Origin of the sequence: Clostridioides sp. ES-W-0016-02 (assembly GCF_020641035.1) — a bacterium.
Classification (GTDB): domain Bacteria; phylum Bacillota; class Clostridia; order Peptostreptococcales; family Peptostreptococcaceae; genus Clostridioides.
In genome coordinates, this window is sequence record NZ_CP061361.1 from 1,312,724 (window position 1) to 1,335,000 (window position 22,277).

The following is a 22,277-nucleotide window of genomic DNA, read 5'->3' on the forward strand; positions in this document are numbered from 1 at the left end:
ACTGTGTAACTATAGGGTAAAATATTTTTTGTTAGCTTTGGACAATGATATAGAAATAATCCGAATATAAAAAGACTTACAAACTGTTCACTAGAAAAAAGAAAAATTTTAAACATAGAGCATTCTCTCCTATAATAAATTAATATGTACCTATATAAATATATTCATCCTCTGTCAATTTAATATATAAAAAATTTAATAAAGTTAAGATTTTATATAGAAAATTTAAAGAGATAAAAGTTTTTAAATTTCGTAGTCATAGTGGCCATATTAGAATCGTGTCAAAAAATAAAAATATTTTTATTTATTAAAGTTTTTGGGAATAATAATAACAAATATTAGAACTAATTAACAGTTTTTGTAAGTATTTGACAATAGAGAGGGTGTAACAAATGGGAATAATAGAATCAGCATCAAAGTTAGCTGAGATAGTTCATTTATTAGCAATTGAAAAAGGGATAACAGATATAGAAGCATGGGATGAAGCGATAGAAGAATATAGTAAAATTTATGAAAATAAGAGAGAACAATATAGAAGTTAAAAATAAAATTTTGCTGACAAAAACTCATTATACTGGATAAAATTTAATTGTTTATGAAAATATTAAATAATATACACAAATAAAATAAAAAATGGTATCTCAATTACAATTTAAAAAATCATTTTGAGATACCATTTAATAGCAAATTTACATAGAAATTAAACATTTCAGACTTTAAATTTATTTTAATAAATATTTAGAGATAGAATGTTTACTTATCTAGGTTTTTTATGTAGCCTCTTTTTTCTAGTTTTTTTATATGTTCTTTGCGTATTTCATCAAGATTAATACCATATTGTTCTTCTAGTTTAAACATCATAGTTACACATGTTTGAGCCACGTCCATCAATTCTTTAGCAGTTTTCTTTATAATATCAACTTCATCTAAGTCATTATTTTCTCCACTTAGATTTCTGAATTTGCCTATACATTCAGCTAGTTCGCCTTGCTCTTCACCCATTTTGATAAATGTAGATTCCAGTGTTGGGTCTAAATTATTAAGTTCTGGTAAAGATATAGTTTTTAGTTTCATAAAAAGCTCCTTTCAAATTATATATTTATACTAAAATACTATAACAAAAATAATAATAAAAAGAAACTTTAAATTCAACATAAAAACTCATATATATAATAAAAATATTGAAATAAATCTATATTTGTCTTAATACAGCTTCATATAGAACTTCTCCAATAGGTCTATTAATTACAAGAGATGCAGATTTATCATAAACTGTGTTTGCCTTATTAATAAGAGCAATATATTTACCTTTGTAATAATCTATAAAACTAGCTGCTGGATATACAGCCAATGATGTACCTCCTATAATCAGTAAATCAGCATTACTTATAGCAGAAATTGTCTTAGTAATAACATCACCATCAAGAGCTTCTTCATAAAGCACTACATCAGGTTTTACTATAGAGCCACAATCATCACAATGAGGAATATTACCTCCTAGATTTAGCATAGCTTCTAAATCAAAAAATTTACCACAGTTAGTACAGTAATTTCTATGTACAGAACCATGAAGTTCTAAAACATTCTTACTTCCAGCCATTTGATGAAGTCCATCAATATTTTGAGTTATAACAGCTTTAAGTTTGCCCATTTCTTCTAGCTTTGCCAAAGCTATATGGGCATTATTAGGTCTTGCATTAGGATATATCAGTTTATCTTTGTAGAATTCAAAGAACTCTTCTGGATATTTAACAAAAAAAGTATGTGAAACTAATTGCTCAGCAGTAAATTGTTTATTGAGTTTTTGACTAAAAAGTCCAGTAGAGCTTCTGAAATCTGGTATATTAGATTCAGTTGAAACACCTGCTCCACCAAAAAATACTATATTATTATGATTAGATATTAAGTCTTTTAGGTTATTTGCATCCATAGTTTACACCTCCAAAATTATTATATATAGATTGTACTACATATTATAAAGTTTATGTTACTTTATTAGATTCTGAGTATCTTCTTAATGTTTTACAAATCAATTTAAAGAGTGGGCATAAATAAAATTATATGAGCTAAAAGAGTTTATATTTTTCAATATATAAATAGATAAATTAAAATCAGAAATGAAAATAAAGAAAGTATAAATAAAATGTATACATAATATAAATAGACAATATTTACTAAAATCATAAGTTGTCGTATAATTATATTAAAATTGTTTTAGTGTTAAAAGAAGGGCGGGGGAAGTAAGTGAAGAAAAAAGCAGCTTTAGCAACATTAGCTGTATTGCCATTAACTATGGTAAATGCACATGCTGATGGAGAAATAGGTATAGTGACTATAAATTATTTAAATGTAAGAAATGAACCAACTGCCGAAAGTAGTATATCTTTTGTTGCTAAAAAAGATGATAAAGTTTTAATAAAAGACTCTTCTAATGGATGGTATAAAATAAAAGCTGAATCTGGACAAGAAGGTTGGGCTTCATCAAAATATATAGCAAAATCTAATGGTGACTTTTTAAGAACATCTACAAATAAAGAAAAACAGGTTACCTCAAATAGTTTAAATATGAGAAATGGAGCAGGAACAAGCTATAGAGTTATAACTGTATTAAAAAAGGGACAAAAAGTAGAAGTAATATCAGAAAGCAATGGCTGGTCAAAAATCAAATATGATGGAAGACTAGGTTATGTATCGAGTTCTTATCTAGGAGATGTATCAAGTTCAACTAATAAATCAAAAACTAAGCAGGTAAATACAACTTCACTAAATGTAAGAAGTGGCCCAAATACAAGCTATGGTGTATTAGGTAAGTTACAAAAAGGAAGTAAGGTAGAAGTAATATCAGAATCTAATGGATGGTCAAAAATAAAGTATAATGGAAAAGATGGATATGTATCTAGTATGTATTTATCAGATGCAGGTCAGAGTGATACAAATAATTCTAGCCAAGATACTGATAAAAAAAATACTAATAAATTTGTAAATACAGCCTCTTTAAATGTAAGAAGTGGTCCAGGCTCTACATATAGTAAATTAGGAAAAGTCTATAAGGGAAGCAAAGTAACTGTGATGTCAGAAAGTAGTGGATGGGCTAAAATTAATTTTAACAATAAAGAAGCATTTGTTGTGGGGAATTATCTAGCTGATTCGACAGATACATCAGATGATAATACAAATAATAATAACTCAAATAACAATTCCAATAATAATGGAAATAATGATTCTACAACGTCAGGACAAGTAAATGGTATGGCAAATATAAGTGGAGCTAAGATTGATTACAAATCTTTAAACTATACACTAGCTTCTCATGTAAGTAAACAAGTTGAGAAAGCAACAGCAGGAGGGAATGTAATAGCTCCAGGTAATAGAAAAAGTACCCCAAGTCCTGAATTTAGTACATTTTCAGCACAAAGAACAAGTTCATTTGTAAATGCTAGTTCAAGTGACATAGAATATTATTTAAATCCTAAAAACTTTACAAATACTACAAAAGGTATGATGCAATTCTTAAAAATTAATAGCTATAGAAGTGGTATATCAGAGTCAAGCTTAAATTCATACCTTAATGGATTATCTTCTAGTGTATTTAAGAATCAAGGAGCCGCATTTATAAACGCTGCTAAGAAGTATAATATAGATGTAGTATATCTAGTATCTCATGCTATGTGGGAAACTGCTTATGGTAAATCTACACTTGCACAAGGTCAGACATTGACTTCTTATAAAGGCCAAGCTCTTAGCAAACCAGTTAAAGTGTATAATTTTTTTGGAATAGGAGCAATAGATAAAAGTGCCAATGTTTCAGGAGCAGAGGCAGCATATTCTAATGGATGGACTAGTATTGAAGCTACGATAGATGGTTCTGCAAAATGGATATCTCAAAACTATGTAAATAGTTCTAAGTATAATCAAAATACTATTTACAAGATGAAGTGGAATTATGATTATACATGGCACCAATATGCAACTGATGTAAATTGGGCTAATGGAATTTCTGGAATTATGGAAAATTTAATTGGCCTTTATAGTGGTGGAAGTAGTTTAGTCTTTGAGGTACCACAATATAAGTAATACATAAGTAAAAAATATAGACTATGGGTAGTTTTTCATTTTGTTTAAATTATCTGTAGTCTTTTTGTATATAATTTACAAGATATAAATCTTAATATTAGCAAAATTTTTATGCTATAATATTAATTCTAAGTAAATATAAATGAGTAATAGATAGAAATAGAGAAAAAGTGGTAATAATATATATATAATGTTAGGAAAGGAGGATATAAATGGAAAGTGTTAAGGAATATTTAGATAAATTAGAAATTAATAACAGCGGTCTTGGAAAGCAACTTAAAGAAGTTTACATAAGTAGAGTAGTTTATTTTAAAGAAAATAAAATTGTTTATTTTTACCTGACATCTAAAGATATTGTTTCACATGAACTTTTAGATAAATTTAGAGAAGAATTGATGTATAAGCTTGATTATTTTAAAGATATAAAGATGAAAATAAGATTTACTGGGTTTGAAAGAAAATCTAACAAAGATGTTATAAAAAAATATTGGAATAATATCTTGTATATATTAAAGTACCTGTGTCCATCCATTGCAGGATGGTATAAGCAAGTTGAATTTCTTTGTTTAGATGAAGAATTAAAAATAAAACTCCCAAAGGGTATATTTTATGAGAGATTAATAAAAAAAAATGTAGTTCATGTACTTAAAACTGTTCTTAGTGAAGAATTGGGATTGGATTTAGATATAACTATTGAAAAAGCTGTTGATGAAAAGGTAAATGTAGAAAGACTTATAAGAATAAATGATAGAGAAATGGAAGAAAAAATTAGAGCATTGGAAATTGGACAAATTAATAAGTGTGAAGAAAATGAAGAAGAAGGCTATGTTATTAAATCAGAAGTTGACGAAAATTTAGTCTATGGAGATAATGCAAATTCTATGATTGAAAATATATCTGGCTTAAATGCCTCTTCTGGAACAGTTGCAGTTGTTGGAGATATATTTGATGTTGAGACTAAAGAACTTAAAAATGGAAAAATACTTATGATAGCATCAATTACAGATTATACTAGTTCAATAAGTTGTAAGCTATTTTTAACAGATACCAATAAAGATGGAGTACTTGAAAATGTTAAAAAAGGAGCTTATTTAAAACTTAAAGGTGACATAGTTTATGATACATATCAAAGAGAAATTAGTATGATGATTAGTGGAATTAGACAAGAAGCTAGACCAGAGAGAAAAGATACTTCAGAAGAAAAAAGGGTGGAGCTTCATGCACATACTCAGATGTCTTCTATGGATGCTATTTGTTCTGTTAAAAAACTTGTAGAACGTGCAGCAAAATGGGGACATCCAGCGGTTGCTATAACAGACCATGGTGTTGTACAGGGATTCCCAGATGCTATGAATGCTGGTAAGGCAAACAACATAAAAATACTTTATGGAGTAGAAGGGTATTTAGTTGAAGATGATTCTCTTATTATAGAAGATGCAAATGATAAAGAACTTTCTCAGACGTTTGTTGTATTTGATATAGAGACTACTGGATTTTCTAATACAAATGATAAAATAACTGAAATTGGTGCTGTAAAAATAGAAAATTTTAAAATTGTAGATAGATTTAGTGAATTAATAAATCCTGAAAAAGATATTTCGTATAAGATACAAGAATTAACAGGAATAACTAATGAATTGATTAAAGATAAGCCAACTATTGAAGAAGTTCTTCCAAGATTTATGGAGTTTGTTGGAGATAGTGTACTAGTTGCACATAATGCGGAGTTTGATACTGGATTTATATCACAAAAGTGTAGAGAACAGGGGATAATGTATAATCACAAAAAAGTAGATACACTTATGTTAGCCAGAGTAATGCTTCCCAAGTTAAAAAGACATAGATTAAATGTTGTTGCTAAAGAGCTTGGCATACCTCTTTTAAACCACCATAGAGCAGTTGATGATGCGGAAGCAACTGCACTTATATTTAATAAATTTTTACAGATGCTTACAGAAAAAGGTGCCAAAACTTTAAGTGATGTGAATAATATTCTTGGAAAAATCGATTATACAAAGCTTAGTACAAATCATATAACCTTGATAGCAAAAAATTCTATAGGTATAAAAAACTTATATAAAATAATTTCAGATGCACATGTAAATCATTTTTTTAGAGCCCCAAGAATCCTTAGAAGTATTTTAAATGAGTATAAGGAGGGTCTCATAATTGGTTCCGCTTGTGAAGCAGGGGTTGTTTTTCAAGCTGTAAAGAAAAATGTATCTGATGAAGAAATGAAAAAAATAATAGATTTATATGATTATATAGAAGTAATGCCTATAGATAACAATAGGTTTATGATTGATAAAGGAGAAGTAAAGGATGAAGAAGAGCTGAGAGAATTAAATAGAAAATTAATTGATACAGCTAAGAGGTTTAATAAAATTCCAGTAGCTACTGGAGATGTGCATTTTTTAGATAAACATGAGGCTGTTTTAAGAAAAGTTCTAAAGTATTCTCAAGGATTTAAGGTAGATGAAGAAGAGACTTATTTACATTTTAGGACAACAGATGAAATGTTGGAGGAGTTTAGTTATCTTGGAGAAGAATTAGCATATGAAGTTGTGGTTGAAAATAGTAATTTGATTGCTGATATGGTTGAAAATATAAAACCTATACCAGATGATACATATCCACCAATTATAGAAGGTTCAGATGTAGAATTAAGGGAAATGTGCTATGAAAAAGCTAAACGGATTTATGGAGAGCCAATACCAGAAATAGTTCAAAAAAGATTGGATAGAGAATTAAATTCAATAATAAGTAATGGATATGCAGTTATGTATATTATAGCTCAAAAACTAGTTGCAAAATCTCTTTCAGATGGGTATTTGGTTGGTTCAAGAGGTTCTGTTGGTTCATCATTTGCAGCTACTATGAGTGATATAACAGAAGTTAATCCTCTACCAGCTCACTATATTTGTGAAAATGAAGATTGTAAATATTCCTTTTTTTATGAAATAGGTGAATGGGGGTCAGGTGTTGACTTGCCAGATAAGGATTGTCCAAAATGTGGAAGAAAACTTGCTAAAAATGGTCATGACATTCCGTTTGAGGTTTTCTTAGGTTTTGAAGGAGATAAAGAACCAGATATAGACCTAAATTTCTCAGGAAATTATCAGCCAACAATCCACAAATACACCGAAGAATTATTTGGAGAGGGATATGTATATAGAGCAGGAACTATAGGTACAGTAGCAGAAAAAACAGCTTTTGGATATGCAAGAAAATATGTAGAAGAAAATAATATAAGTGTACCAAATGCGGAGGTACTTAGACTTTCAAATGGGTGTACTGGCGTAAAAAGAACCTCAGGACAGCATCCTGGTGGAGTTATGGTTATACCAGACTATAAAGATGTATATGATTTTACACCTATACAATATCCAGCAAATGATACTTCTTGTGGCGTTATAACTACTCACTTTGATTATCATTCAATAAGTGGTAGGATACTTAAACTTGATATACTTGGACACGACGGTCCTACTATCATAAGAATGCTTGAAGATATTACTGGAATAAATATAACTGAAATTCCTCTAGATGATGAAGAGACTATGTCTTTATTTACATCTACAGAAGCGTTAGGAGTTACACCAGAAGAGATAAATTGTCCTATAGGATGTCTTGCTGTACCTGAATTTGGAACTAAGTTTGTACGACAAATGCTCCTTGATACAAAACCTACTACGTTTGCAGAGCTCGTACGTATATCTGGTCTTTCTCATGGTACAGATGTTTGGGTAAATAACGCACAAGATTTAGTTAGAGAAGATATAGTGGGATTAAAAGATGTTATATCTACACGAGATGACATAATGAACTACTTAATATTTAAAGGCTTACCTCCTAAGATGAGTTTTACAATAATGGAGAGTGTAAGAAAAGGGAAAGGTTTAAAACCAGAACATATTGAAGAAATGAAGAAAAATAATGTTCCAGAATGGTATATAGGTTCGTGTAAAAAGATTAAATATATGTTCCCTAAAGCACATGCTGTTGCTTATGTTATGACCTCATTTAGAATTGCATATTGTAAAGTACATTACCCAGAAGCCTTTTATGCAACTTACTTTACTACAAAGGTGGAAGATTTTGATGCAGATTTAATTGTTAAAGGTTTGGATACTATAAAATCAAAAATAAATGAGATTGAAGCATTGGGAAATGATGCAACTACAAAGGAAAAAGGTATGTTGACCGTATTAGAAGTTGCACTTGAAATGTATGCAAGGGGGATAAGGCTGTTACCAGTTGATATATATAAATCGGATGCAAGTGACTTTATAGTTGTTGGAGAAAAAACATTACTTCCACCAATGGCAGCAATACAAGGTCTTGGAGGAAATGCAGCTTTAAATATTCAAAATGAAAGAAAAAATGGTGAGTTTATATCAAAAGAAGATTTAAGAAAGAGAGCAAAAGTATCAAAAACAGTAATAGAAACACTTACTAATCATGGCTCACTTGAAAATATGAGTGATGAAAACCAATTGTCACTGTTTTAGGTTAGTTCAAAAAGTTGCAAATAAAAGAATTTTATGATATCATAGTATAGAAAATAGTATACTTTGCAGAAACTAAGAGTGAGACAGCTGTTCTCACTCTTTTATTTTAAATATATTATTAAGAACTAGTTTAAATTTATTAAATACATTTAATTTAAAAATTATTTAATAAATTTAAAATAGTCATTTACAATTGAATAGGAGGTAATTTAATGAAAAAAGATTTAGAAGTAGCAATTGAAGAAATTGTAACTAAAATAACGGATGAACATGGATTTGAAATGGTTGATGTTGAATATGTAAAAGAAGCGGGAGAATACTACTTAAGAGTATACATAGATAAAGAAGAAGGAATATCTTTAAACGAATGTGAATTAGTTAGTAGAGAACTAAGCCCAATATTAGACGAAAAAGACCCTATAAAAGAAAATTATTTCTTAGAAGTATCTTCTCCAGGGCTTGATAAAGCACTAAAAAAAGACAGAGATTTTGCTAGATACCAAGGTAGAGATGTAGATTTAAAATTATATAAACCATTAAATGGATGTAAACAATTTGAAGGTGAACTTGTAGGATTAACAGAAGACAATAATATAAAAATCATTATAAATGGTGAAGAAATGGAATTTAATAGAAAAGATGTTGCTATTGTTAGATTAGCAATAAAGTTTTAGTGGTATATTAAATAGGGAGGAAATAAAAAATGAATCATGAATTTATGGAAGCACTAAATGAATTAGTAGTTGATAGAGGTATAGATAAAGAAATACTTATAGATACTATAGAGCAAGCTCTTTTAACTGCATACAAAAAAAACTTTGGTTCAGCACAAAATGTTAGAGTTGAGTTTGATAGAGACAAAGGCGATATAAAGGTGTTTTCTCAAAGAGTAGTTGTCGATGAATCAGACTTGTATGATACTTTCTTAGAAATAGAGTTAGCAGATGCTAGAGAAATAAACCCTAATTATGAACTGGGTGATATTATAGAGCATGAAGTTACACCTAAAAACTTTGGGAGAATTGCAGCTCAGACAGCAAAACAAGTAGTTGTTCAAAGAATAAGAGAAGCTGAGAGAGAAATAGTGTATAATGAATTTATAGAAAAAGAAAATGAAATAGTTACAGGAGAGGTTGCTAGAGCAAATAAAAATATTGTTTATGTAAATCTTGGAAGAATAGAAGGGATAATGACTCAAAGTGAACAAATCCCATTTGAAAATTATAAAGCAGGTCAAAAAATAAAATTCTATATACTTGAAGTTAAAAAGACTAACAAAGGACCTCAAATAGTTGTATCAAGAAGTCATCCAGGTCTAGTAAAGAGATTATTTGAAGAAGAAGTTCCTGAAATATATGAGGGTATAGTTCAAATAAAATCAGTAGCAAGAGAAGCTGGGTCAAGAACTAAAATGGCAGTAAGATCTATAGATGAAAAAATAGACCCAATTGGAGCTTGTGTAGGTCCAAAAGGACTTAGAGTAAAAAATATAGTGGATGAACTTGGTGATGAAAAAATAGATATAATAAAATATAGTGAAAATCCAGCAGAGTTTATATCAGCAGCACTTAGCCCATCAAAAGTTGTTAAAGTAGATATAAATGAAGATGAAAAATCTGCCTTAGTTATTGTTCCAGATTATCAGCTATCACTTGCTATAGGTAAAGAAGGCCAAAATGCAAGACTTGCAGCAAAATTGACAAACTGGAAGATAGATATTAAGAGCGAATCTCAAGCAGAACAAGAAATGATAAATCTTGAAAATTCCAAAGAAATAGAAGATGAGGGTATTAAAGCTGAATTTATCAATCAAGATGAGTTAGATATCTCAGACGATAATTTCAAAGAAGAAGAGTAAGGAGGGATGGCTTTGAAAAAAGTAAAAAAAGTGCCTCAAAGAAAATGCATAGCGTGTCAAGATAGAGACTCTAAAAAAGAGCTTATAAGAATAGTTAAAAATAAAGAAGGAAAAATATTTTTAGACCCAACAGGAAGAGCTAATGGAAGAGGAGCATATGTGTGCAAAAGCTCTGAATGTCTAAAAAAAGCTATAAAAAGCAAAGCATTAAATAAAGCTTTTAAAATTGATGTTCCTGATGAAGTCTATGATAATCTACTTATGGAGTTAGAAGAATATGAAAAATAATAAAGAAAAGATACACTCGTTCTTAGGACTCGCAACTCGTGCAGGGAAAATAGTGTCTGGTGATGATTCAACTTTGCTTGACTTAAAAAAAGGAAAAGTAAAATTAATTTTAATTGCAGAAGATGCATCAAATAACACAAAAAAACTTTTTAAAGATAAATCAACTTTTAGAAATATTCCATATCTATTTTTTTCAACAAAAGATGAAATAGGATTTGCAATAGGAAAATCTCCAAGAGCAGTCGTAGGAATAAAAGATGAAAATTTTGCTAAAAAGATAATTGAACTAATAGAAATTTAAAATAAAATAGGGGGTGATCTTGTGTCAAAAACAAGAGTATACCAAATAGCAGAAAAATTAAATATATCAAATGAAGAGCTTATAAATAAGTTAGCTGAATTAGATATTAATGTAACTGACAAAGATTCAGTATTAGAAGGTGAAGCGTTAGAATTAGCACTTGAAGTGTTAAGTGAAGATTCATCTCAAGAAAATGGAAATATTATAGAAATAGATGGACAGTTGACAGTACAAGTATTGGCAACTAAATTAGATAAATCTCCATCAGAAATAATTATGAAGCTTATGAAAATGGGAACTATGGCAACAATAAATCAAGAGATAAATTTTGAGATTGCTGCTTTAGCTGCCAAAGACTATGGATTTGAATTAACAGTAGCAGAAAGTGATGATACAGAAGCTTTAGAAATAGAAGCTTTAATGGAAATTGAAGAAGATAATGAAGAGGATTTAAAACCTAGACCACCAGTTGTTACAGTTATGGGACATGTTGACCATGGTAAAACATCTTTACTAGATGCAATAAGAAAAACTGATGTAATTTCAGGTGAAGCTGGAGGAATAACTCAGCATATAGGTGCTTCAGAAGTTAAAATTAATGGACAAAAAATAGTCTTTTTAGATACACCAGGGCATGAGGCTTTCACATCAATGAGAGCAAGAGGAGCACAAGTTACAGATATAGCAATATTAGTTGTTGCAGCAGATGATGGTATAATGCCTCAAACAGTAGAAGCAATAAACCATGTTAAAGCAGCAGGAGTACCTTTAATAGTTGCTATAAATAAAATAGATAAACCAGGTGCAAACCCAGATAAAGTTAAACAAGAATTAGCAGACCAGGGATTATTAGTTGAAGACTGGGGTGGAGAAGTAATAGCAGTTCCAGTATCAGCTAAGAAAAAAGAAGGAATAGATACACTTTTAGAAATGGTATTGTTGGTTGCTGAAATAGAAGAATTAAGAGCCAATCCAAATAAAAGAGCAGTAGGAACTGTTATAGAAGCTGAGCTTGATAAGGGAAGAGGTCCAGTTGCAACAGTACTTGTTCAGGGTGGTACTCTAACAGTAGGTGATCCAATTGTTGCAGGTGTTGCATGTGGTAAAGTTAGAGCAATGATAAATGCAAAAGGAAAAAGAGTAAAAACAGCAGGTCCATCTACAGCAGTGGAAATATTAGGGCTATCAGAAGTTCCACAAGGTGGAGACCAATTTGTTGAGGTTCCAACAGATAAAATTGCTAGAAGTGTAGCAGCAAGAAGACAACAATTATTTAGAGATGAGATGTTAAAATCAACTCAAAGATTATCACTAGATGCTTTATTTAGTCAAATGAGTGAAGGTGCTATAAAAGACCTTAACATAGTTATAAAAGCAGATGTACAAGGTTCAGTACAAGCAGTTAAACAATCTTTAGAAAAATTATCAAATGAAGAAGTACAGGTTAAAGTAATACATGGAGGTGTTGGAGCTGTAACAGAATCAGATATATTACTTGCAGCAGCCTCTAATGCAATAATAATAGGATTCAATGTAAGACCAGTTCCAGGTGCAGAATCTCTAGGAGAGAAGGAAAATGTTGATATAAGAACATATACTATAATATACAAAGCTATAGAAGATATACAAGCTGCTATGACTGGTATGTTAGACCCTGAATATGTTGATGAAGAAACAGGAAAAGCTGAAATAAGAGAAATATATAAAATATCTGGTATTGGAACAGTAGCTGGATGTTATGTAACTAATGGTAAAATATTTAGAAACTGTAAAATAAGATTAGTTAGAGATAGTATAATAATACATGAAGGTGAACTGGCAGCACTTAAGAGATTTAAAGATGATGTAAAAGAAGTTAATTCTGGATACGAATGTGGTATGAGTTTTGTAAATTATAATGACATAAAAGAAGGCGACATAGTAGAAGCTTATATAACTAAAGAAGTAGAAAGAAAATTATAAATTCGTATCAAAGAAAATCAGTTAGTAAAGAAGGTCGATGGTATGGCATCATATAATAGAACAAGAAGAATTGCAGAAGAAATAAGAAAAGTAGTAAGCACTATGCTTATAAATGGAGTAAAAGACCCTAGAATAACATCTTTGGTAAGTGTAACTGATGTAGAAGTTACAAATGACCTAAGATATGCTTATGTATATGTAAGTATTCTAGGTGGAGATGAAGAATCCACATTAGCAGGACTTAAGAGTGCTGGAGGGTATATAAGAAGAGAAGTAGGAAAAAATATAAAGCTTAGATATATTCCTGAGATAATATTTAAACTTGATGATTCAATAGAAAAAGGAATGTATATGGATAGCCTTATAAAGAGAGTAAATGAAAAAAATACTCAAAAAAATGAGGATGAAAATTATGATGAATAATATTGATAGTATTATAAATTATATATATGAAGGTGACTATTTTATAGTTACCTCTCATATTAGTCCAGATGGAGATAATATTGGTTCCACACTTTCAATGTATTATACACTAAAAAATTTAGGGAAAAATGTATATTATGTACTTGATGATGAAGCTCCATTGAATTTAAAGTTTTTAGTTGAAGGTATAGAAATTTATAAGTCTCATGAATTTGATATAAATAAGTATTCTCTAATTGCACTTGACTGTGGAGATAAGATGAGAATATGTGTAAGTGATGAAATCAAAAATAATGCATCAAAAGTAATCTGTATTGACCATCATGCGAGTAATGATTCATATGGAGACTTAAACTATGTAGATATTGATGCATCTTCTACTTGTGAACTAGTGTATAATTTATTGGTTAGATTTCAAGAAATAAAAGACATTAAGATTATAAATAAAGACATAGCAACATGTTTATACACAGGTCTTGTAACTGATACCGGAAATTTTTCCTATTCAAATGTGCATGCAAGTAGTTTTGAAATGGCAAAGGATTTACTTATTTTGGGTGCAGAAAAAAATACTATAATACAAAATATATATCAAAGTAATTCTTCTGATTATTATAAATTATTAGGTGAAGCTTTGAAATCTTTGGAGATATTTGATTCAAAGGTATCTAGTATAATTTTAACTCAGGATATGATGAATAGGAATAACATGAGTTTCAATGATGTTGATGGTATAACAACATATACTAGAGATATAAAGGATATTGAAGTTGGAATTTTATTTAAAGAAAAAAAACAAGATGAAATTAAAGTGAGTTTTAGGTCAAAAAATTATGTTGATGTAAGTGAAATAGCTAAGGTATTTGGTGGCGGTGGTCACATAAGAGCTGCTGGATGCACTATCAAAGATAGTATTGATAATGCTAAAAAAATGGTATTAGAGGCAGTGTTAAAATCAATTTAAGGTGACAATAAAATGAATAAGATTATAAATATATTGAAGCCTACAGGTATGACGTCTCATGATGTTGTAAGTAGGGTAAGAAAGATTTTAAATATGAAAAAAGTTGGGCATACAGGTACTCTTGACCCAGATGCATCAGGTGTTTTACCAATATGTATAGGAAAAGCTACAAAAGTATGTGAACTTATTTTAAACAAAGATAAATCGTATATATGTGAACTTACTTTAGGTATAAGTACAGATACCTATGATTCATCTGGCGAAATTATAAAAAAAGTTGATGATTTTAAGTTAAGTAATGAAGATATAGAAAGAGCTTTTGATATGCAAAAAGGTGAAATAGATCAACTTCCTCCAATTTACTCAGCTTTAAAAGTAAATGGAAAGAGAATGTGTGATTTAGTAAGAAGTGGTAGAGGCTCTGAGATTACTTTAAAAACTAGAAGAATAAACATAAAAGATATAAAAATCCTTAGTATAAAAGGTAATAAAGTAATGTTTTATGTTGAGTGTTCTAAAGGGACTTATGTGAGAAGCATTTGCCATGATATAGGAGAATATCTAGGGTGTGGAGGACATATGTCGTTTTTAAATAGAACATCTTCTGGCAAATTTAACTTGGAAAATTCGATAACGCTGGAAGAATTAGAATTATTTTATGCAAATGAAACTCTGGATAAACATTTATATGATATAGATTATGTATTGGATTCGTTTAATTATATTGTATTAAACCCTAATGCTATAAAATATTATAGTAATGGTGGTTCAATAGATGATAAGAGATTTTTAAAGAACAATCTCAGTAAAGATGATGAATTTGTAAGAGTATACAGTAAAGATAACTTCTTAGGATTAGGAAAATTATCAAAACATAATAATACAATAAGTGTTAAAAGTGATAAGATGTTTGTATAATCAATGTATTTGAAAAAACACCAAAAGAGATAGTACTATAATAACTTCTATAGTCTATCTCTTTTACTTATGCTATAATAGTTTGTGAATAAGTTAAGAGTAAATTATAATTTTAGCGGGGAAAATTTATTATGGTGATTATAAAATCTATAGCAGAAATAGCAAACATAAAAGAAAGTGTCATTACCATAGGGAATTTTGATGGCATACACAAAGGACATCAAGTTCTTATAAAAAAAGCAGTTGAATATGCAAAAAAAGAAAATATACAGAGTATTGTATTTACATTTGCAAATCATCCTGTAAACTACTTTAGACCAAACTCAACAAAAAATATTATAAGCAATGAGGACAAAATAAGATTATTGGAAGAATTGGGAATAGATATAGTTGTAATCATACCATTTGATGAGTATATGACCAAAATACCTGCAAAGGATTTTGTAGAGGAGATACTAGTAAAAAAATTAAAAGCTAAAAAAATAGTAATTGGACATGACTTTACGTTTGCCAGAGCGAAGGAAGGTAATGTCAATCTATTAAAAAGCTTAGAAGATGAATTTGGTTTTGAGGTGGAAGTAATAAAACCAATCAAAATAAATGATGTAAGAGTGAGTAGTACTTATATTAGAAGTTTAGTATCCCAAGGTGATATGACTAATGTCAAAGAGTATTTAGGTCGTAATTACAAGTTGGAAGGCTGTGTTATACATTCTAAACACCTTGGAAGAACTATTGGATTCCCAACAGCAAATATTGACCTTAAGAATAATATGCTCATTCCAAAGAGAGGTATCTATGCTTCTATTGTACATATTGGAGATGAGGTTTATTTTGGTGCTACAAATGTAGGTTACAACCCAACAGTTAATGGAAAATCTTTGTCTATTGAAACAAATATTTTAGAATTTGACAGAGATATTTATGGTGAAAATATAATTGTTGAATTTTTGGAAAGAATAAGGGATGAGAGAAAATTTAATTCAATAGATGACTTAAAAAATCAATTGTCTAATGACATAAACTATGTATATGAAAACTATGTTTGCAAAAACAGGTAATGTATGATAAAATGATTAAGGAAAATAACCATTACTCAGCTTTTGAATACTCCAATCAATGCTTAGTAATAGGCGTTTCTAAAAAAATACGGAGGTAATCTAAATGATAAACAAAACAGAAATAATCAAAGAATATGGAAGAGTTGAAGGAGATACTGGTTCTCCAGAAGTACAAATAGCTTTATTAACAGCTAGAATAAATGATCTAAATGGACATTTAAAAACTCATAAGAAAGACCACCATTCAAGAAGAGGACTATTAAAAATGGTTGGTAGAAGAAGAAACTTATTAGCTTACTTAAAAGAAAAAGATCTTGAAGGATATAGAGCATTAATAGCTAAATTAGGATTAAGAAAGTAATTTCATTCTTTATAAAAAAGCAGGTATAGTGTATACCTGCTTTTTTATAGTTAATTTATTATAGAGTAAAATAGTTAATAATAAAAGTAATTTATACATTATAAAAAATTATAAAATGAATAATATTGGGTAAGAATATAAGGTAATATATAAATACATAAGCAATTAAAAAGGAAAGACAAGATAAATATAGAAACTTTATACTATAATATTTAGTTAGAATAAGGAGGAAATTATTTTGAAAATAAAGTTAGTATGTGATAGTTTGTGCGATATTCCAGATGAAATATCAAAGAAAGATTATATAGAAATAGTTCCACTTACAGTTATTTTTAATGATAGAGAATACATAGAAGGAGTGGATATAGATAAAGAAGAGTTTTACAAGAAAGTAAAAGAAATAAAACAAATACCTAAGACTTCACAAGCTACATATATGGAGTTTAAAGAAGTATTTGATAAGTTTATAGAAGAGGGATATCATATAATCTGTTTAACAGGTGCATCAAATGCCTCAGGAACTTTTCAAAGTGCTGTAATAGCTAAGAATGATATGAATGAAAAAGAAAAAATACATATATTTGATACTCGAAACTTATCACTTGGTAGTGGGCAATATGTTATAAAAGCCTGTGAACTTGTTGAAGAAGGTTTGGGGTTTGAAGAAATAATAAATGAGTTAGAAAACATTCGTAGCAGTATAAGATTACTTTTTGCTCCATATACCCTTGATTTCTTAAAACAAAGTGGAAGGGTTCCAGTAGCAACTGCTTTAATAGGAAATATGTTGAATATAAAACCTATATTTTTCTTTGATAATGGGGAAGCTAAGTTGGTAAACAAGGTCAGAGGAGTAAAAAATATAGCAAGTAAACTAGTAGATATAATTTTAGAAATGAATGAAGGGTCTTTAGAAGGGAAAATAGTAACAATAGGCTGTGGAGATAATCTACATGATTGTAAAATATTAAAAGAAGAAGTAAATAAAAGAATAAAAGCAAGAAGAGTCTTGTTTACTAGAGGTGGAGTTTCTATTTGCTCTCATACAGGGCCAGATATATTAGCTATAAGTTGTTCTAATTAGCAGGAATATAAGCTTCTTGCATATATAGGCAAAGATAATTTTTATATTGTTAATTTATAGTATTTTTGATAATATAGTAAATAGAGTGATATACGTGTTTTTAATAAGAGGAGGACAAGCATTAATGTTTGAACATAAAATATTTAAAATGGATTTCGCAGGGAGAGAACTTTCTGTAGAAATAGGAAAAATTTGTGAAATGACTAACGGTAGCTGTATAGTTAGATACAGCGACAGTATGGTAATGGTAAATACAACTAAGTCAGCTAAGCCTAGAGACGGAATAGACTTTTTCCCTTTAAGTGTAGATTATGAAGAAAAATTATACTCTGTAGGTAAAATACCTGGAGGTTTTTTAAAGAGAGAAGGTAAGCCTTCAGAAAAAGCGATACTTACATCAAGATTGATAGATAGACCAATAAGACCATTATTTCCAAAAGGATTTAGAAATGATGTTCAGGTAGTTGCAACAGTTTTATCAGTAGATCAAGATTGCACACCAGATATAGTAGCAATGATAGGTTCATCTATAGCACTTTCTATATCAGATATACCATTTAATGGTCCAACAGGTTCAGTATGTGTTGGTCTTGTAGATGGTGCATTTGTTGTAAATCCAAATGCAGAGCAAAGAGAGAAAAGTTCAATGCATCTAGTTGTTTCAGGTACAAAAGAAGCAATAATGATGGTTGAAGCTGGAGCAGATGAAGTTCCAGATGATATAATGCTTGATGCTATTTTATTCGCTCATCAAGAAATAAAAAAAGTGGTTGAATTTATAGATGGTATAGTTGCAGAAGTTGGAAAAGAAAAAATTGTTGTTGAATTATACCATGCAGGAGAAGAAATAACTCAATTGGTTCGTGAATTTGCAACTGCTAAGATGAAGGACGCAGTTCAAACTTTTGAAAAACTAGAAAGAATGGAAAAGATGGATAGAGTTAAAGAAGAAACTCTAGCTCATTTTGAAGAAACTATTGAAAATTTTGAAGAACTTATTGGTGATATAGAGGAAGTATTACAAGATATAATAAAAGAAGAAGTAAGAAAACTTATAGTGCATGAAAATGTAAGACCAGATAATAGAAAATTAGAAGAAATCAGACCTATATGGTGTGAAACTGGTATGATACCTAGAGCTCATGGTTCAGCTATATTTACTAGAGGACAAACTCAAGTACTTAATGTAGCTACTTTAGGTGCTTTAGGAGATGTTCAAAAGTTAGATGGATTAGATGAAGAAGAAAACAAGAGATATATGCATCACTACAATTTCCCATCATATAGTGTTGGAGAAGCTAGACCATCAAGAGGTCCAGGTAGAAGAGAAATAGGGCATGGTGCTTTAGCTGAGAGAGCTTTACTACCAGTGATACCATCTCAAGAAGACTTCCCTTATGCTATTAGATTAGTTTCTGAAGTATTGAGTTCAAATGGTTCTACATCTCAAGCGAGTGTATGTGGCTCAACATTATCTCTGCTTGATGCAGGTGTACCTATAAGAGACATGGTTGCAGGTATAGCAATGGGACTTATAAAGCATGATGGTAAAGTAGCAGTGCTTTCAGATATACAAGGTATGGAAGACCACTTAGGAGACATGGACTTTAAAGTGGCTGGAACAGAGCATGGTATAACTGCGATACAAATGGATATAAAAATAGATGGTATAGATAAAGAAGTTCTACAACGTGCTTTAAAACAAGCTAAGGAAGGTAGAATCCATATACTAGGAGAAATGAGAAAAACTATATCTCAACCAAAACCAGAGCTTTCACCATATGCACCTAAGATTGTTAAAATGCAAATAAATCCTGACAAAATAAAAGATGTAATAGGACCTGGTGGAAAAATAATAACTAAGATAATAGATGAAACTGGAGTTAAGATAGATATTGAACAAACTGGAGAAGTATTCATATCAGGTATTGAAATTGATATGATTAATAGAGCTCAAGAACTTATAAATAATATAGTTATTGAACCAGAAGTAGGAAAAACTTATAAAGGTAAAGTAAGTAGAATAATGAATTTTGGAGCATTTATTGAAATACTTCCAGGAAAAGAAGGATTACTTCATATATCTCATATAGCTCATGAAAGAGTTGCTAAGGTTGAAGATGTATTAAATATAGGAGATGAAGTTGAAGTTAAAGTTACAGAAATAGATGAAAAAGGAAGAGTTAACTTATCCAGAAAAGTTCTTTTACCAAAACCAGAGCATAAAAATAAATAATATATTAAATAATTAAAGGCAAAATCCTAGGGTTTTGCTTTTTTTTATTGCTAATATGATAATGACTATTAAATATCGTGTTAATATTGATTTTATTTACAACATATGGTAAATTACTAATAGTATTAGCAATCAAGGAGGTGATAATGTGGACTATATGAAATTAGCACTTGAACTTGGAAAGGTTAAGACGTTGATGGTAAAAATACCGCATAAAGATAAAATTGCAGATATACAAAGTGGTGAAAAATTTGTATTGGGTTATTTATCTAAAAATAATAAAAAAGTAAATCCAAAAGAAATAAGTAGTACTATGAATGTTAGTACTGCTAGAATGTCTGCTATTCTTAATCAATTAGAATCAAAGGAAATGATTGAACGCTGTGTTGACCCACAAAATGGTAGACAGACACTAGTTCAATTAATGCCTAAGGGAATACAACAGCAGAAAATAAATGAAAAAGAATTTTTAGAGTATACAGTTGAATTTTTAAAAGCACTAGGTCCAGAAGATGCTATTGCTTACATACGTATTCAAAAAAAGATTATAAAGTTTTTTGAAGATAAAAAATAGAGATATTTCTTAAGTGTTGCTAATAAAAACAGAAAGAAGGTAAAGACATGAGTTTAAATAAGCAATCTAGAAATATGATTTTTGCTGTACTATTGATTGGTTCTATAGTTGGCTCATTACTTCAGACATCTCTTACTACTGCATTGCCAGTTATGATGGGGGATTTAAATATATCAGCCACAACAGCTCAATGGCTTACTAGTGCATATACGCTTGCTATGGGAATTATGGTTCCTGCCACTGCATTTTTGATTAGGAGATTTCCAACAAAACCACTTTTCATTAGTGCTATGAGTCTTTTTGCTGTAGGATTGTTGCTTTCTGCTAGTGCATCTTCATTTACACCCCTTTTGTTTGGGCGTATATTGCAAGCAATGGGGAATGGAGTGTTGCTATCCATGACACAAGTAATAATTTTAACAATTTATCCTGCAGAGCAAATGGGCTCTATAATGGGTATATATGGTTTGGCTGCTGGTGCTGCTCCAATATTTGCTCCAACTCTAGCAGGAATTGTCATTGATATTTTTAATTGGCAAGCTATTTTTTGGTTTTCTTTAGTTATAAGTATTATTGATATTATTATAGCATCTAGAGTGTTACAAAATGTAATAGAGACAAAAAAACAATCATTTGATACGTTTTCTATGATTTTATGTGCAGTAGGATTTAGTGGTCTTTTACTTGGGCTTGGGAATATTGGGACAACTGAGTTTTTTAGTATAAATATTGCTTTACCATTATTTGTAGGGATAGTATCAATTATAGTATTTTCTTTACGTCAGATTCACTCAAAAGAGCCATTTCTAGAACTTCGTATTCTTAAAAATAAAAGTTATAGGCTTGCTGTAATTATAAGTATGCTTTTATATGTTGTAATGATGGCAGGATCCACTTTAATTCCAATATATATCCAGACAGTAAGAGGATTTTCAGCAACTAAGTGTGGTCTCATTATGATGCCAGGTTCTCTTGTAATGGCACTTATAAGTCCTTTTGCAGGTAGATTTTATGATAGGTTTGGAATACGAAAGCTAGTTGTATGTGGAAGTATATTCTTGGCAATAAGTTGTCTTGGTGTATCTTTTGTAGGAGAAGATACTTCAGTATTGTATATCTCTGCTTTTTATATTATACGTCTGATAGCTATTGGATTAATTATGATGCCTATTGTTACCTGGGGAATGAGTGTGCTTGGTGAAAAAAATATTGCTCACGGAACAGCATTACTTACTTCATTGCGTACAATAGCTGGTGCTATTGGCTCAGCAGTTTTTGTTGCAGTAATGACAACTGCTACAGTAACATCACGAGGTATGACAAATGCTACAGCAAATGTATTTGGAATGGATGTTGCATTTATTTGTATTTCAATTGTTGCAGTAGTTCAGCTTTTAGTGGCTTTCTTTTTTATAGAAAGAAAAAGTTTAAAGAAATCAACAAACTAAAGCTGATTTGTAGATTTTAAAAGCACAATTACATAAACATGTTCTAGTTATTATAATAAATTTTCAAGTATGAAATTAAACTTTTGAATATGAAATTAAAAGCCTATGTTACTTTTGCTAACAGAGGCTTTTTATATAAAATGTATTATGTCCTCTTATATTAAAGGTAATGGAAGGAAGTACTATAGGAAATTCTAAAATAATAGGAAAAATA

At 29.8% G+C, this 22,277-nt stretch carries 19 protein-coding genes; 17 read left to right on the forward strand and 2 right to left on the reverse strand.

The features are described from left to right. Positions 1-392: 392 nt before the first annotated feature. On the forward strand, positions 393-542 hold the full coding sequence (locus tag IC758_RS06420) for a hypothetical protein (protein WP_227434212.1): 150 nt from the start codon (positions 393-395) through the stop codon (positions 540-542). Between the two features lie 211 nt (positions 543-753). Here IC758_RS06420 and IC758_RS06425 read toward each other — a convergent pair whose 3' ends face one another. Continuing rightward, positions 754-1,074, reverse strand: coding sequence for a MazG-like family protein (locus IC758_RS06425; protein WP_227831212.1), 321 nt, complete (start codon positions 1,072-1,074; stop codon positions 754-756). 118 nt (positions 1,075-1,192) lie between these two features. Beyond that, positions 1,193-1,930, reverse strand: a complete 738-nt coding sequence (locus IC758_RS06430; RefSeq protein WP_227823660.1) for an NAD-dependent protein deacylase — start codon at positions 1,928-1,930, stop codon at positions 1,193-1,195. A gap of 314 nt (positions 1,931-2,244) precedes the next feature. On the opposite strand from IC758_RS06430, the gene IC758_RS06435 reads away from it, so the two are divergent. The 16 genes from IC758_RS06435 (at position 2,245) to IC758_RS06510 (ending at position 22,063) form a co-directional block, all read left to right on the forward strand. Continuing rightward, positions 2,245-4,074, forward strand: a complete 1,830-nt coding sequence (locus IC758_RS06435) for an SH3 domain-containing protein (protein WP_227831211.1) — start codon at positions 2,245-2,247, stop codon at positions 4,072-4,074. Positions 4,075-4,286: 212 nt separating this feature from the next. Then, entirely contained in the window at positions 4,287-8,585 is a 4,299-nt protein-coding gene (locus IC758_RS06440) for a PolC-type DNA polymerase III (protein ID WP_227836149.1), read from the forward strand. A gap of 212 nt (positions 8,586-8,797) precedes the next feature. Further along, complete coding sequence (gene rimP, locus IC758_RS06445) at positions 8,798-9,259, forward strand: ribosome maturation factor RimP (protein WP_227434216.1); 462 nt, start codon at positions 8,798-8,800, stop codon at positions 9,257-9,259. Positions 9,260-9,288: 29 nt separating this feature from the next. Beyond that, positions 9,289-10,443: a transcription termination factor NusA gene (nusA, locus tag IC758_RS06450; RefSeq protein ID WP_227434217.1), complete on the forward strand. Its 1,155-nt coding sequence runs from the start codon at positions 9,289-9,291 to the stop codon at positions 10,441-10,443. A 6-nt stretch (positions 10,444-10,449) separates the two neighbouring features. Next, positions 10,450-10,731 carry an RNase P modulator RnpM gene (gene rnpM, locus IC758_RS06455; protein ID WP_227434218.1) on the forward strand — a complete coding sequence of 94 codons (282 nt, stop codon included), beginning with the start codon at positions 10,450-10,452 and terminating at the stop codon, positions 10,729-10,731. Then, positions 10,721-11,032, forward strand: a complete 312-nt coding sequence (locus tag IC758_RS06460; RefSeq protein WP_227434219.1) for a L7Ae/L30e/S12e/Gadd45 family ribosomal protein — start codon at positions 10,721-10,723, stop codon at positions 11,030-11,032. Before rnpM ends, IC758_RS06460 begins: the two co-directional genes overlap by 11 nt. Before the next feature lie 21 nt (positions 11,033-11,053). Continuing rightward, on the forward strand, positions 11,054-12,994 hold the full coding sequence (infB, locus tag IC758_RS06465; RefSeq protein WP_227434220.1) for a translation initiation factor IF-2: 1,941 nt from the start codon (positions 11,054-11,056) through the stop codon (positions 12,992-12,994). A gap of 42 nt (positions 12,995-13,036) precedes the next feature. Next, positions 13,037-13,417, forward strand: coding sequence for a 30S ribosome-binding factor RbfA (gene rbfA / locus IC758_RS06470; RefSeq protein ID WP_227434221.1), 381 nt, complete (start codon positions 13,037-13,039; stop codon positions 13,415-13,417). After that, the gene (locus tag IC758_RS06475; RefSeq protein WP_227434222.1) at positions 13,410-14,381 is read left to right on the forward strand and encodes a DHH family phosphoesterase; all 972 of its coding nucleotides are present in this window, start codon (positions 13,410-13,412) and stop codon (positions 14,379-14,381) included. Before rbfA ends, IC758_RS06475 begins: the two co-directional genes overlap by 8 nt. A gap of 12 nt (positions 14,382-14,393) precedes the next feature. Further along, positions 14,394-15,299: a tRNA pseudouridine(55) synthase TruB gene (gene truB, locus IC758_RS06480; protein WP_227834640.1), complete on the forward strand. Its 906-nt coding sequence runs from the start codon at positions 14,394-14,396 to the stop codon at positions 15,297-15,299. Between the two features lie 131 nt (positions 15,300-15,430). After that, positions 15,431-16,360, forward strand: coding sequence for a bifunctional riboflavin kinase/FAD synthetase (locus tag IC758_RS06485; protein ID WP_227434224.1), 930 nt, complete (start codon positions 15,431-15,433; stop codon positions 16,358-16,360). 103 nt (positions 16,361-16,463) lie between these two features. Then, on the forward strand, positions 16,464-16,721 hold the full coding sequence (rpsO, locus tag IC758_RS06490; RefSeq protein WP_227434225.1) for a 30S ribosomal protein S15: 258 nt from the start codon (positions 16,464-16,466) through the stop codon (positions 16,719-16,721). Positions 16,722-16,959: 238 nt separating this feature from the next. Beyond that, positions 16,960-17,805, forward strand: a complete 846-nt coding sequence (locus tag IC758_RS06495; RefSeq protein ID WP_227860826.1) for a DegV family protein — start codon at positions 16,960-16,962, stop codon at positions 17,803-17,805. A 124-nt stretch (positions 17,806-17,929) separates the two neighbouring features. Next, on the forward strand, positions 17,930-20,041 hold the full coding sequence (gene pnp, locus IC758_RS06500; RefSeq protein WP_227823662.1) for a polyribonucleotide nucleotidyltransferase: 2,112 nt from the start codon (positions 17,930-17,932) through the stop codon (positions 20,039-20,041). Positions 20,042-20,198: 157 nt separating this feature from the next. Further along, on the forward strand, positions 20,199-20,615 hold the full coding sequence (locus IC758_RS06505) for a MarR family transcriptional regulator (protein ID WP_227434330.1): 417 nt from the start codon (positions 20,199-20,201) through the stop codon (positions 20,613-20,615). A gap of 47 nt (positions 20,616-20,662) precedes the next feature. Continuing rightward, positions 20,663-22,063, forward strand: a complete 1,401-nt coding sequence (locus tag IC758_RS06510) for an MDR family MFS transporter (protein WP_227482251.1) — start codon at positions 20,663-20,665, stop codon at positions 22,061-22,063. Positions 22,064-22,277: the final 214 nt, after the last annotated feature.